Here is a 13,690-nt window from a genome sequence, read left to right on the forward strand (position 1 = left end):
AAAAAAGAAGAAGAATCAGTTTTCCGCACTTGAATGATCGCTGACGATTTTCCATTGTCCATCTATCTTTTGAATTACCAGTGTAAAATGCCCGGCCGCATCGCCGATCTCGCGGGTTAGTTCGTAACGCCCGATCAAAAAGGCTGTTTTTTTGTCGATTTTCTGAAGACGAAGCACCTTAAACTCGAGATGCCCCATTGCTTTTTTATCGGGGTAACCTTTTTTGTAGCGCTCCAGCGTGGCATCCCAGCCATAAACCGGGCCGTTTCCTCCAACAAATGCCAGTTGATCGGAGTGCCAGTAGGTTTCCATAAATATTTCTAGATTGCCGGCGTTCCAGGCTTCTTTTTGTTTTTCGAGCACCGCCAATACGGCCGATCTTTCCTTTGCTGTTAATTCGTTTTTTGCTGAAACACTCAATGCAAATGTGCTCAATACCAGGAGTAGAAGAATTCTGTTCATGTTTCTTGATTTTAGTTTGTATGCCTTACTTTTTTACAAAGTAGTCACCCTGAACTTGTTAAAGATGCCTCGCTATGCTCGGAATGACAAAGTATATTAGGCGCTAGCAGTGGCTGGAATGTTTTGGCGGTATATCGCCAAAACATTCCAGCCACTGCCCCACTTTACAAACCCCGTGTCATTCTGAGCGCAATAAAATGAAGCGAAAGAATCTTCTCATAAATTCATTTTTATCTGACATCAATAATAAAGCGATTAAAATAACTGAATTTTCGCTGAAATAAACATGATTTTCCGATTCTTGAACAAATTACTGTTGGTCAGAGTTCTATGTTAAAATACTAAATCATGAAGCAGCATAAGAAAGAAGACATCAAACAGGAAGTTTTTGATTTATACGACGAATATGCACACAACAAAATCGACCGCCGGCAATTTGTCGAACGATTAAGTGCTTATGCCGTTGGCGGCTTAACGGTATCGTCGCTAATGAGTTTTATAATGCCCGATTACCAGCTGAAGATCCAGGTAAAAGCTGATGACTCACGACTAAAAACGGAAACGATCGAATATTCATCACCCAAAGGTGGCGGAACCATTAAGGCACAACTTTCGCGACCTGCGGGCAACAATAAGAAACTTCCGGGGATTGTGGTGGTTCATGAAAACAGGGGACTGAATCCGCATATTGCTGATGTTGGCCGAAGAGCCGCTCTTGAAGGTTTTATTTCTGTTTCGCCCGACGCACTGACACCACTGGGAGGATATCCCGGGAACGATGATGATGGCAGGACCCTACAACGTCAACGCGACAGAAATGAGATGCTGGAAGATTTTATTGCCGCCTTTGGAACCCTGAAAAATCATCCGGAATGCGACGGCAATATTGGCGTAGTTGGTTTTTGCTTTGGCGGCTGGATCTCGAATATGATGGCCGTTCGTGTGCCTGAATTGAAAGCAGCCATACCATTTTATGGTGGCCAACCCGATGATCAAGATGTACCCAAAATTCAGGCGCCGCTGTTGTTGCACTATGCCGGTCTCGACCAACGCGTAAATGCAGGTTGGCCTACTTACGAAGCGGCTCTTAAAGCCAACAATAAAGAATACACGGCCTACATTTACGAGGGGGTGAATCACGGATTTCATAACGATACTACGCCACGTTACGATGAGAAAGCCGCCAAACTGGCCTGGCAACGAACCGTTGATTTTTTCAGGAAGAAATTAGTTTAATCCGGTATAATTTCCTGCAACTTTTAGATGGAGTCGATAGATATTCGAGTCTGTTTGTTACTTTTACAAACAGAACGAAATCAAACCTTATGCGACCAATTATTCTGATACTGTTTATTTTGAGCCAGCTTTCTCTTGTTGCCCAGAATCGTGATCATGCTTTTCAAATTAATGATAGACTCGGGCGCGGGATCAATTACGGAAATATGTTTGAAGCCCCGACTGAAACCGGCTGGGGAAATCCCTGGCAACCGGAATATGCAAAAATGATCGCCGATCTCGGTTTTAATCACGTACGTATTCTGATTCGCTGGGAACCGGAAGCCAGAAGTTCCTCCACAACACCTTACACGATTGAAGCCACTTTCCTTAACCGTATAAAAGAGGTTGTCGATTCGGCGCTGAATAACGGACTGATGGCGATCATTAACATGCACCACCACGAAGCTCTATTCGAAGATCCGGATGGGCAAAAAGCCAGGTTTCTGGCACAGTGGGAACAGATTTCTGAGTTCTTCAAAGATTACCCCGACGATCTTCTTTTCGAGATTTTAAATGAACCTAATGGCAATATGACGGCCACCAAATGGAATACTTTTCTTGTTGACGCACTGGCAAAGATCAGGGTAAAAAATCCTACCCGCGTAGTTCTTATTGGTACTCCTGAATGGGGCGGTTTAGGCGGCTTATCAAAACTGCAACTCCCAAATGACGACAATATCATTTTGACCATCCACTACTACAATCCGTTTCATTTTACACACCAGGGAGCGGAGTGGTCGGAAGGATCGGACGCCTGGCTGGGGACAAAATGGAACGATACCGAAACAGAACGCCAGGTTGTTCAAAATGATTTTGCGCCCTTAAAAACAATGGAAGAGCAACAAAATATTCCTGTTCACATCGGCGAATTCGGAGCTTATAATAAAGCCGACGAAACATCGCGAAAAAAATGGACCACCTACCTGGCCCGTTACTTCGAATCGCTGAACTGGAGCTGGGCCTATTGGGAATTCAGTGCAGGTTTTGGGATCTACAATCCCGGCAGCGACACTTACAACCAGTTTCTGGTCGATGCACTGCTTCATAATCCGATGCCCGAACCGGCTTATTATGTCGGAACTCCTGTTTACACCTCCGATTTTTCGCAAAACACTTCAGGCTGGAACCTTTACACGCAGGGCGGTGCAGTTGCGATCAAAGAAAATTCATCGGGTAATCTCCATGTAACTATAAGCAATGTTGGCACTGAAAACTGGCACATTCAACTGGTAAAAAACAATGTCCGGCTCGAAGCCGGTAAAAAATACCGGGTCACATTCACAGCAAAAGCGGCCGGGCAGCGACAAATAAATGCATATACCGGGCAAAGTGTTTCGCCATGGTCATCGTACAGTGGATACAATAGCCCCACTCTTGGTACAGAATTCCTCACCTATTCGTATGTTTTCGACATGAACGTGAATGATAATGCCGCCCGCATCGTTTTCGACATAGGACACTCGGCTGAAAATGTCAGCATTAAATCGGTTATCCTCGAAGAAATAAAACTACAGGAACCTTCTTCCTCGCATATTATGAAGGACGTGGACAGCAATATTTTTCCCAACCCGGTTCAAAATGAACTGACCGTTGATAACCGTGATGATTTCCAGGAGATTGTGGTAAGCAATCTGCAGGGAAGCGTTGTTTTCAGCCGGACTTTAAATAACTTTAACAACCTGATTGATATGAGTCCGTTAAGTTCTGGCATTTATTTTGTTTCCCTTCAAAATCAGAAAAACAGATTTACGACGAAAATCATTAAAAATTAAGGTCATGAAAAAAGCTATTTTAGGTATTGCCGCAGTGCTGATTACATCAATAACATTCGCACAAAATAATTCAAGCAGTCTGATTACGGTTGAAGGGAAATCATCGATTAAACTAATTCCCGAAGAATTGTATTTTACCGTCAACCTCAGCGCTAAAGACAACAACTACGACGTTTGTGCCGATATGGCCGTTGAGAAACTTTCAAACATAAAACAGTTGTTTATCGATAACAGCATCGATGAAGATCTGCTGAAATCAAACAGCTACTCCATCCGTGAGATCAATAAATACGATCCGCAGACGCGTAAACAGGTATTCGAAGGTTACGAAGCCAACATCCCGCTAACTATTAAAACAAAAAGGGATTACAAAAAGAACGACCTGATTTTTACCTTGATCAAACAAAACCTGGAATCGAATTTCAACCTGAACTTTTCACTTTCTGATGAGCAAATGGAAGAAGTTAAGGAGAAACTTATTGCGCTGGCCGTTCAGGATGCCAAACAAAAAGCACAGTGGATAACAAAAGCCTCGGAAACAGAACTGGGAAACATAAAGAATATCCAATACGGCGAACCCCGACTGATCAGAGGATACAACAACAGCATGGAATTGATGACTGCTGATATTATGCCGATAACCCGGGAAGCAAGTGCAAAAATAACCGAGGTACTTTCGCCCAACGAAATTGAAATGCGAACCAATATTGTTATTTCGTGGGAAATTAAACAATAAAGACAAGGTTCTTAATTCATTTTTAAATATTTGTTGATTCATCCGGGAACTTTCTGCATGTTCTGCGGTTCTATTACTTTTGAGCACAAATTAATTTTACAATGGGAATTTCAGTTCATCCAGAGGCAAAAGCTTTAATCTTTGATTTAGACGGAACCCTGTCGAACTCGCTGCCGGTACACATTGCAACGTGGAAAATAGTAGGTGAAAAATACGGTTTTGAGTTTGATCCGAACATTATTCTCGAAATGACGGGCCGGCCGACGATCGAATTTGCCAAACGGATTATTGAACGATACAATATTAGCGAAGATCCAAATGTGCTGGTGAAGTTAAAACAACAGTCGTTCTGGGACCTTGCACATTTGCTTGAACCTGTTGCTGAAGTGATCTCCATTGTTAAAAATTACCACGGTAAATTGCCTGTATCGGTAGGAACAGGAGCAAGCGGACGCAGCGCTGAAGTTCAGTTAAAAGCACTGGGATTAAGCGACTATTTTGACGTTGTAGTGTCCGCCGACGATGTGGAGAAACACAAACCACATCCGGAAACGTTTTTAAAATGTGCTGAATTAATGGGAGTTGAACCTCAGTTTTGCCAGGTCTTCGAAGATGGCGACCTGGGCATTTCGGCAGCCAAAGAGGCGGGAATGTTTGTCACCGATATTCGCGAGCACATTAACTACGGCGAATGGGCCGTTTCTGCCAATAAATAAGATAACTATGGCGCATTTTCTGCTCGCCCTAAAAACAGTCGCACCACTATTTCTCATTATATTCACCGGAATTTTATTCTCACGCAGCAAAGTCAGCTCTGAAGCCTGGGTTGATGTGCTGAACAAATATGCCTTGTACATTGGCTTTCCGGCACTGGTTGTGGCATCACTGATGCATTTAAAGATCGGGGAGCAATCCTATACACAGCTCATTATTCTTAACTCGGTTTATATTGTGGTTTGTATGCTGTTTGCCTACCCTGTTGGCAAACTATTTCGTTTCCCGAAAAAAACCCGGCGAACACTGTTTCTCATCCTTCCATTTGGAAACATTGCCTACCTGGGTATTCCGGTGCTGCAAAATGCGCTGGGCGATGCCATTTTACCTGTGGCAGCCATTATCTCTGCCGTCTTTGTTTTCTGGCTATTAACGCTGGCACTTGTTCTGGTTGAAATTAGCGGCGAAGAACAACTTCACCTGAAAACTCTCTCTTTGAATTTGCTGAAGAATCCCTTATTGCTTTCGGTTTTCGCAGGAATGATTTTAGTGGTTTTTCGCATTCAGCTTCCTGTATTTATTGCTGATACCATCCAGTTCTTTTCCGATTCGGTAACTGCTGTAGTCCTGTTTTCGCTGGGCATATTTTTAGGCATGCAGAAGATTGGCCGGCTAAAAAAATGGTACACCGTTTTTGGTTTTGTGGTGGCTACCATGATCATTCTGCCCTTTTTCTATTTCCTTGCATTAAAAACGACTAACCTGGATGCTGAATTTTTAAAAGCTTCCGTGATTGATGCAGCCATGCCATTGGGACTTACTCCTTATGCCATTTCGCTGCAATATAAACTCGACACTAAACTGGCTGCCCGAATTGTTGTACTTGGCACATTATTGTCTGTAGTTATTCTTCCTTTGTGGATAGCTTTTTTGGGTTAATTACCTACTATTACTATAATTCTTTCGGAAGTATAAGTCATATTTTTTTCGGGTGAGCCTTCCGAAACTTTACAACATTTTATTCTCTTTTTGAGTAACAATATCTTTTTTGTAATTTCCATACAATTATGGACGCAACTTAACTTAAATGAATCATCAGCATGAAAGGATATTTATTGGCTCTCTCAGTGCTCGTTGCACTGATAGGATGCTCTGAAGTTTCTGAGAATAATTGTTTGATAGACGACCTGGAATTGGACAATGTTGAATGTAACTCTGATAGTACATTTATGATCCATCTTCATCTTCAAAACCAAAACTCCGACCTTGGCCACGTAGTTGTTTATGATGCAAGTAATAAACAAATTGGAGCGTTAAGTTCAGAATTTCAAGCACTTGAGGTTGATTTTGGTAGTTTTTTAGAGGGGGATACAACGACCATTTCAGTCTGTGCCGATGATAATCCAAATTGTTGTAAAGAATTTAAGCTCAAAATCCCACATTGCATGCCTGAATGCATCATTTCAGAACTCACAGTCGACCCGGGAGAATGCATCGGTAATAACAAATACAATCTGCATCTGAATTTCAATTACGAAAATCCGGGGAATGATTTCTTCAATGTTTTTGGCCGGGAAGACAAACTTATCGGAACCTATAAACTGGCTGACCTCCCCGTTGTAATCGAAAATTTTGAGGGAAGTGGGAACGATTACGATTTTATTAAAGTCTGCATTAACGATAAACCCGATTGCTGTATTGTAAGCGAATTTCAGGCTCCCAACTGTGCAGAAGAATGTACCATCTCAGAACTTACAGTTGATCCGGGAGAATGCACCGGTAATAACAAATACAATCTGCATCTTAATTTCAGTTACGAAAATCCGGGGAATGATTTCTTCAATGTCTTTGGCCGGGAAGACAAACTTATCGGAACCTATAAACTAGCTGACCTCCCCGTTGTAATCGAAAATTTTGAGGGAAGTGGGAACGATTACGATTTTATTAAAGTCTGCATTAACGATAAACCCGATTGCTGTATTGTAAGCGAATTTCAGGCTCCCAATTGTGCAGAAGAATGTACCATCTCAGAACTTACAGTTGACCCGGGAGAATGCACCGGTAATAACAAATACAATCTGCATCTGAATTTCAATTACGAAAATCCGGGGAATGATTTCTTCAATGTTTTTGGCCGGGAAGACAAACTTATCGGAACCTATAAACTGGCTGACCTCCCCGTTGTAATCGAAAATTTTGAGGGAAGTGGGAACGATTACGATTTTATTAAAGTCTGCATTAACGATAAACCCGATTGCTGTATTGTAAGCGAATTTCAGGCTCCCAACTGTGCAGAAGAATGTACCATCTCAGAACTTACAGTTGACCCGGGAGAATGTGTAAACGACAGTACGTATAGTGTTACCATAAACTTCAGTTATTCAAACCCCAATAATAAATTATTCGAAGTATTTGGAAGAAACAATAAATATTACGGCTATTATAATTTAACAGATTTGCCGGTAACAATTACCGAATTTAGGAAAAGTGGCAGCGATCACGACCTGGTAAAAGTTTGCATTAACGATTCTGAAAACTGTTGTAAGTTAAAAGAGATTGCATCGCCAAACTGCAGCGATTAAAAATCAAACGATACTTCAGACAGTTTCCCAATCAACACGATTTTGCTTTCGCCTGGTCTCACGTAGGGATCGCCTTCTATCAATTCGAAACTGCCGCCAACCCCTTGCAGAATATACTCGAAAGGTTCGTTCTGAAAGTACAGCACGCCTTTTACCCGGTAAATATTTCTTTTGTGAATGTCGATGGTGTATTCGAAGTTGCGCATAAACTCCTCCCTGTCGAGAGGACGATCAAAACTTAAGGTTTGTGTTTGAATGTGTGAATGCGCAGAAGACAAGCTCATAAAATCGAAAACTGATCGCTCCTTTTCCTGCATTCGTGTTAAATCGATCCGATCAGTCTGCCCGAATGAAGTAAATTCAATGGCCGCAAATGGGTTGAATTCATGAAGTTCAGATGTAAGTGAATTCATAGATTGCTCGTCCAGTTTTTCAGATTTATTTACTAAGAGAAGATCGGCTACTGCCATTTGCTTTAGCGTGATTTCCTGTTCCGGATGATCATTATAATGCAAGGAATCAACCAAACAAATCGTTCCGTTGTAATGATAAAGTTCTTTTAACTGCTCATCGCTGAAGAAAGGCTGGATAACGCCGGCCGGATCAGCAATACCGGTCGTTTCAATCAGCAAATGTTCCACATCCGGAAAACGTTCGGCAAGTTCCTGTAGCACCAGTTCGTATTCATCGGTTATGGTGCAGCAAATACATCCCTGTTTTAATTCGAACATCTGACTGGCATCCACACCTTCGATAAGTTTTGTGTCGATGGCTACATCACCAAATTCGTTTTCGACCAGTGCAAATCTCTGCCCCCGATACTTTTTAAGAAGATTATTGATAAAAGTCGTCTTCCCGGCTCCCAGAAAACCGGTTATTACTGTGACTGGTATTTTTATTTTATGCTCCAATCGAAACTCGATTTAAAATTTTAATCACCCTTCACCCTTTGGGCACTCCCCTCGGTGAGGGGAGACCATTCTTGTTCCAATTTTTACCTATAGCTCAAAGCTCTTGGCTCACAGCTCTTAGCACTCTTAACCAAACACTCCAACCAAATTAATGATCACAATGATCATGGCCAGAATCAATACATAGCGCACATATTTTGCTCCGCCTTTTACCGCAAAGTTAGCGCCCAGCCAGGCTCCGAACATATTCCCGGCCGCCAAAATCAAACCGACTAAAATATCCACCTGCTTATGCCAGATAAATATCCCGAGCGAGAACACGGTATAAATCAAAACGATAAACACTTTTATGGCATTTGCCCGAACCAGATCCTGACCACAAGCAAGTACCAAACCGGCCAGCAAAAAGAATCCCACTCCCATTTGAATGAATCCGCCATACAAACCAATAAAAAAGAAAATGATGTACTGTAGAATGGTAGGTTTTGCCATGATGGAACCGGCACGTTCTTTCACCCAAACATCGGGTTTCAAAACCACAATCAGTAACATCAGCACCATTAAACCCGCAATAATTTTCTTCAGCAGATCAACATTCATTTCTACCGCCACAAATGCTCCTGCAATCGATCCGATAATTGCCGGAATTGCGAGTTTGTAATCGGTTTTTAAATCGAGAACATTCTTCTTCCTGAAAGTTTGTACACCAATTACATTTTGAAAAAGTATAGCCACGCGGTTGGTTCCGTTGGCGACATTGGCGGGCAGTCCCAAAAACATGAGTAAGGGAATGGTAAGCATCGATCCTCCGCCGGCAGTCGTATTAATAAAACCGGCGGCAATGCCTGTTCCAATTAAAGCTAATATTAAGTACCATTCCATATCTGAGTTAAAAGTTTAGCATTCAGAGTTTAAAGTAAAAGAAAAAAACCCTAAGGATAGCATTGCTCCTTAGGGTTTTATATCATTCGGTTTATTATTTCTAATACGCAAACAGCGGGTAATCTTTCATCATACCATGAACTTTCTCGCCAATTGATTTGATCATTTTATCATCTTCTATGTTTGCAATGGCATCGTCGATTAATTGAACGATCACCGGCATTAAATCTTCTTTTACTCCGCGAGTAGTAATAGCCGGAGTTCCCACACGCAAACCTGAAGTCTGGAACGGAGAACGACTATCGAAAGGAACCATATTTTTATTTACGGTTATTTCAGCATTTACGATGGTGTTCTCAACCAGTTTACCGGTAATTTCAGGATATTTCGTACGCAGATCGATCAACATCGAATGATTGTCGGTTCCGCCTGAAATGACTTTATATCCCAAATCGACAAAAGACTGAGCCATAACAGCCGCATTCTTTTTTACCTGCGCCTGGTATTCCTTGTATTCAGGTTCCAACGCTTCGCCAAAAGCAACCGCTTTGGCGGCAATCACGTGTTCAAGCGGACCACCTTGTTGTCCCGGGAATACAGCAGAGTCGAGTAATGACGACATTGTACGTACCACGCCTTTTCGGGTTGCGATACCCCACGGATTCTCAAAATCTTTTCCAATCAAAATAATTCCACCACGCGGACCACGTAATGTTTTATGGGTAGTTGAGGTAACAATATGTGCATGTTCAAGCGGATTATCGAGTAATCCTGCAGCGATCAGACCGGCAGGGTGCGCCATATCGACCATAAATAAAGCACCTACTTTATCGGCGATCTCGCGCATGCGTTTGTAATCCCACTCGCGACTGTAAGCCGAAGCACCACCGATAATGAGTTTTGGTTTGTGTTCGATTGCCAGTGTTTCCATTTCGTCATAATCTACCATACCGGAGTCTTCTTTTACCTTATACGCCACCGGATGGTACAAAATACCTGAAGAGTTTACATGCGATCCGTGCGAAAGGTGCCCTCCGTGCGAAAGATCGAGGCCAAGAAAAGTATCGCCGGGTTTTAAGATTACACTTAAAACTGCGGCATTAGCCTGTGCGCCTGAGTGTGGCTGAACGTTGGCCCATTCGGCGCCGTAAATCTCCTTAATGCGGTCGATGGCCAGTTGTTCGGTCATGTCAACAAACTGACAACCTCCGTAATATCTTCTCCCCGGGTAACCTTCGGCATATTTATTGGTCATTACCGATCCCATGGCTTCCATCACCTGGTCGCTCACAAAGTTCTCCGAAGCAATCAATTCAATCCCGCTTAACTGGCGTTCGTGTTCTTTTTTTATAATATCGAAAACCGCAGTATCTCTCTTCATTTTTCCTGGTTTAAAATTAAAGGCCCAAAGTTAATACATTTTGGGCGTGACGAATAATTGATTTACACGTAAATAATGAATAATTTGTGAACAATTAACGCAAATGTCAACACTTAAATCAGATAATACTTTAGGGGTAACTTGTTTCCGAATTGTCTGTATATCGAAAACCAATAAAAAAAATCATGAAAACTCAACCTGACCGTCGCCGATTTATCAAGAACTCATCCGTTGCAGGATGTGCAATTCTAATCTCAGGAAAACTAATGGCTTTCTCGTTTCCGCAGGAAGAAGTACCCTATCCTAAAAAACTGAACTACTGCGGTTATACCTGCCCTAAAGACTGTAAGTTTCTGGAAGCTTCGCTAAAAAATGATTCATCATTGAAAAAAGAAGCCTATGAGGAATGGAAAATTAAGGATCGTTACGGAGTGGATTTTGCTGCAGATAAAATCTTTTGTTTCGGATGCAAAACAGCAGATAAACCCGAAGGAGTTGTTCTTACCAACTGCACGGTACGAAGCTGTGCAATAGAAAATAAATTTGATTCCTGCATTCAATGCAAAACCTTGAAAAGCTGTGAAAAGGACCTTTGGACCCGCTTCCCGGAATTTCATAAGTCGGTTATCAAAATGCAGGAATCTTATCTGGAAGGAAAAGCCTGATTAAAGTATATTAAAGATTGAGGTATTTGAGAAATTCCTCCCGGGTTTCTTTCTGTTTAAATTTACCAGAATACTCGGCTGTTAATGTGGTACTGCTTTCGTCCTGAATGCCACGGCACGACACACACATGTGCTTGGCGTCGATCACAACTGCTACATCTTCGGTCTTGAGTACTTTTTTGAGCTCGGCAGCAATTTGCACGGTAAGTCGCTCTTGCACCTGCGGACGACGTGCAAAATAATCAACAATCCGGTTGATCTTGCTCAATCCGATAACCTCGCCACTGGAAATGTAGGCCACATGTGCCTTACCTACGATCGGTAAAAAATGGTGCTCACAAAACGAGTTCATGTTGATGTTCTTTTCCACCAACATTTCGCCGTATTTGAATTTATTGTCGAATACCGAGATTTTTGGTTTGTTGTCCGGATTCAGTCCGTAAAAGATTTCCTGAACAAACATTTTTGCCACACGACGCGGTGTTCCCTGCAAACTGTCGTCATTGAGGTCGAGACCGATTACCTGCATAATGTCGCGAAACTTATCCTCGATGAGCTCTATTTTCTGCTCATCCGATAATTTAAATGCATCCTTACGTAATGGCGTTTCAATTGACGAGGCAATGTGATTATCCCCTATCGAATCGTGGTGATTCCCGTTTGTTTTTTTACCATTTCTTTGTTGGCTGAAATCGGTAAAAAGTATCTCTTCCCTGTAACTCATTATATTTTTAATATTTTGTTTCTACTATTCAATTCAAAATCATGAAACAGATAAAAAGGTTTTTTGTTTAATATTTGCACCACAAAATCTAAACAACACAAAACTGTCGCCTTCAAAAACAATAATGATACATTGAAAATTACAATCATTCAATCAATCGAATTCCTTATTTTTGCAGGTATCAAATTCTAAAATCATGAATTATAAACGTATTTTACTTGCCCTGTTATTCATACCGGTATTTGGCTTTGCGCAGGACGAAGTGTTGTTTTTCTCTTATTTTAAAGGAAACGGTGAAGACGGGCTGCATTTAGCGTATAGCAAAGACGGCTACAAATGGAATACGCTAAAACACGATGAGTCTTTTCTTACACCAGCTGTTGGAGAAAGCAAGTTGATGCGTGATCCTTGCATCATTTACGGTCCCGACAAATTATTCCATATGGTGTGGACGGCCGGTTGGACAGAAAAAGGTATCGGTTATGCCAGTTCAAAGGATTTGATCAACTGGTCGGAGCAAATATACATTCCGGTAATGCAACAGGAAGAAACCGCCAGAAACTGCTGGGCTCCGGAGATTATTTATGATGATGTTGAAAAGCAATTTATGATCTTTTGGTCGACCACAATACCCGGTCGATTTCAAGAAACAGATGCTATAGGAGATGATGGTTATAACCACCGTATGTACTATGTTACAACCAAAGATTTCGAAACGTTTAGCGAAACGAAGTTATTTTACGATCGTGGTTTCAATGTTATTGACGGATCCATATTAAAGTTAGATAATAAATATATCTTATTCCTGAAGAATGAAACACGTTGGCCCGAACCGGAAAAAAATATTAGATGGGCATCATCAGCAAATATCGAAGGTCCTTACTCTGAAGCTTCGGAACCGATTACCGGGGATTACTGGGCAGAAGGTCCGACCGGAATCAAAAACGGGGATAAGTACATTGTGTACTTCGATAAATACCTGGATAAAGAGATGGGAGCTGTTGAATCGAGCGATCTCAAAAACTGGAAAGATATATCAGATAAACTGTCGTTTACAGGTGGAGTACGTCATGGTACCGTTTTTAAGGTACCCGGAAAAATTGCAGCCAAAATCATTAAAAACTACAAATAGAATGATGCTAAATCTCCTGAAAAATAACGGGCGATAGAAGACAAGAATTCATTGCAGAAATGAAGTCTATTTTTTTCGCCATTTTTTTCATTTATTCTTTGCCAATGTAAAAACAATTTCTACTTTTGCACGCACGAAAAACGAACAGTAATAACGTTCTTTTGACACTGTGATAAAGTTTTAAATACCACCGCTAAGAGGCGAGGGAAATTTAGCAACTATAATCATCTTTTGGAGAGGTGGGTGAGTGGCTGAAACCACCGGTTTGCTAAACCGGCGTACGGGTAACACTGTACCGGGGGTTCGAATCCCCCCCTCTCCGCATAAAAATATTACATCGGGATGTAGCGCAGTCCGGTTAGCGCACCTGCTTTGGGAGCAGGGGGTCCCAGGTTCGAATCCTGGTATCCCGACCTAAAAATCAAAGAGTTATGAAATACAGATTTCGTAA

General features: G+C 41.8%; 13 protein-coding genes and 2 tRNA genes. 10 read left to right on the forward strand and 5 right to left on the reverse strand.

Translation table 11 applies throughout. The features are described from left to right. Positions 1-15: 15 nt before the first annotated feature. Positions 16-462 (reverse strand): YybH family protein, encoded by a 447-nt coding sequence (locus tag WFY05_RS00060; RefSeq protein ID WP_340110647.1) that lies wholly within the window; start codon positions 460-462, stop codon positions 16-18. 348 nt (positions 463-810) lie between these two features. Between WFY05_RS00060 and WFY05_RS00065 the strand changes: the two genes are divergently transcribed. The 6 genes from WFY05_RS00065 (at position 811) to WFY05_RS00090 (ending at position 7,544) form a co-directional block, all read left to right on the forward strand. Further along, complete coding sequence (locus tag WFY05_RS00065; protein ID WP_340110648.1) at positions 811-1,698, forward strand: dienelactone hydrolase family protein; 888 nt, start codon at positions 811-813, stop codon at positions 1,696-1,698. An 89-nt stretch (positions 1,699-1,787) separates the two neighbouring features. Next, positions 1,788-3,512 carry a cellulase family glycosylhydrolase gene (locus WFY05_RS00070; protein ID WP_340110649.1) on the forward strand — a complete coding sequence of 575 codons (1,725 nt, stop codon included), beginning with the start codon at positions 1,788-1,790 and terminating at the stop codon, positions 3,510-3,512. A 4-nt stretch (positions 3,513-3,516) separates the two neighbouring features. Further along, on the forward strand, positions 3,517-4,248 hold the full coding sequence (locus WFY05_RS00075) for an SIMPL domain-containing protein (protein ID WP_340110650.1): 732 nt from the start codon (positions 3,517-3,519) through the stop codon (positions 4,246-4,248). A gap of 101 nt (positions 4,249-4,349) precedes the next feature. After that, complete coding sequence (locus WFY05_RS00080; RefSeq protein ID WP_340110651.1) at positions 4,350-4,964, forward strand: beta-phosphoglucomutase family hydrolase; 615 nt, start codon at positions 4,350-4,352, stop codon at positions 4,962-4,964. A 7-nt stretch (positions 4,965-4,971) separates the two neighbouring features. After that, the gene (locus WFY05_RS00085) at positions 4,972-5,901 is read left to right on the forward strand and encodes an AEC family transporter (protein WP_340110652.1); all 930 of its coding nucleotides are present in this window, start codon (positions 4,972-4,974) and stop codon (positions 5,899-5,901) included. Between the two features lie 161 nt (positions 5,902-6,062). Further along, positions 6,063-7,544, forward strand: coding sequence for a hypothetical protein (locus WFY05_RS00090; RefSeq protein ID WP_340110653.1), 1,482 nt, complete (start codon positions 6,063-6,065; stop codon positions 7,542-7,544). Here WFY05_RS00090 and WFY05_RS00095 read toward each other — a convergent pair. The 3 genes from WFY05_RS00095 to glyA form a co-directional block, all read right to left on the reverse strand. Beyond that, a complete protein-coding gene (locus tag WFY05_RS00095) occupies positions 7,541-8,455 on the reverse strand; it encodes a CobW family GTP-binding protein (protein ID WP_340110654.1) in 915 nt (304 codons plus the stop codon). The two genes, WFY05_RS00090 and WFY05_RS00095, sit on opposite strands and share 4 nt — an antisense overlap. A gap of 126 nt (positions 8,456-8,581) precedes the next feature. Beyond that, a complete protein-coding gene (locus WFY05_RS00100) occupies positions 8,582-9,337 on the reverse strand; it encodes a sulfite exporter TauE/SafE family protein (RefSeq protein WP_340110655.1) in 756 nt (251 codons plus the stop codon). 100 nt (positions 9,338-9,437) lie between these two features. After that, entirely contained in the window at positions 9,438-10,718 is a 1,281-nt protein-coding gene (glyA, locus tag WFY05_RS00105; RefSeq protein ID WP_340110656.1) for a serine hydroxymethyltransferase, read from the reverse strand. Positions 10,719-10,903: 185 nt separating this feature from the next. Between glyA and WFY05_RS00110 the strand changes: the two genes are divergently transcribed. Then, positions 10,904-11,383, forward strand: a complete 480-nt coding sequence (locus WFY05_RS00110) for a DUF3795 domain-containing protein (RefSeq protein ID WP_340110657.1) — start codon at positions 10,904-10,906, stop codon at positions 11,381-11,383. 10 nt (positions 11,384-11,393) lie between these two features. Here WFY05_RS00110 and folE read toward each other — a convergent pair whose 3' ends face one another. Beyond that, entirely contained in the window at positions 11,394-12,107 is a 714-nt protein-coding gene (gene folE / locus WFY05_RS00115; RefSeq protein ID WP_340110658.1) for a GTP cyclohydrolase I FolE, read from the reverse strand. 196 nt (positions 12,108-12,303) lie between these two features. Between folE and WFY05_RS00120 the strand changes: the two genes are divergently transcribed. The 3 genes from WFY05_RS00120 to WFY05_RS00130 all read left to right on the forward strand — a co-directional run bounded on the left by WFY05_RS00120 (position 12,304) and on the right by WFY05_RS00130 (position 13,652). Further along, positions 12,304-13,239: a glycoside hydrolase family 43 protein gene (locus WFY05_RS00120; RefSeq protein ID WP_340110659.1), complete on the forward strand. Its 936-nt coding sequence runs from the start codon at positions 12,304-12,306 to the stop codon at positions 13,237-13,239. 233 nt (positions 13,240-13,472) lie between these two features. Further along, positions 13,473-13,561: transfer RNA gene (locus tag WFY05_RS00125), tRNA-Ser, on the forward strand. A gap of 16 nt (positions 13,562-13,577) precedes the next feature. Then, a tRNA-Pro gene (locus WFY05_RS00130) sits at positions 13,578-13,652 on the forward strand. The last annotated feature ends 38 nt before the right edge of the window (positions 13,653-13,690 follow it).

Origin of the sequence: Maribellus mangrovi (genome assembly GCF_037646455.1) — a bacterium.
Taxonomy (GTDB): domain Bacteria; phylum Bacteroidota; class Bacteroidia; order Bacteroidales; family Prolixibacteraceae; genus Draconibacterium; species Draconibacterium mangrovi_A.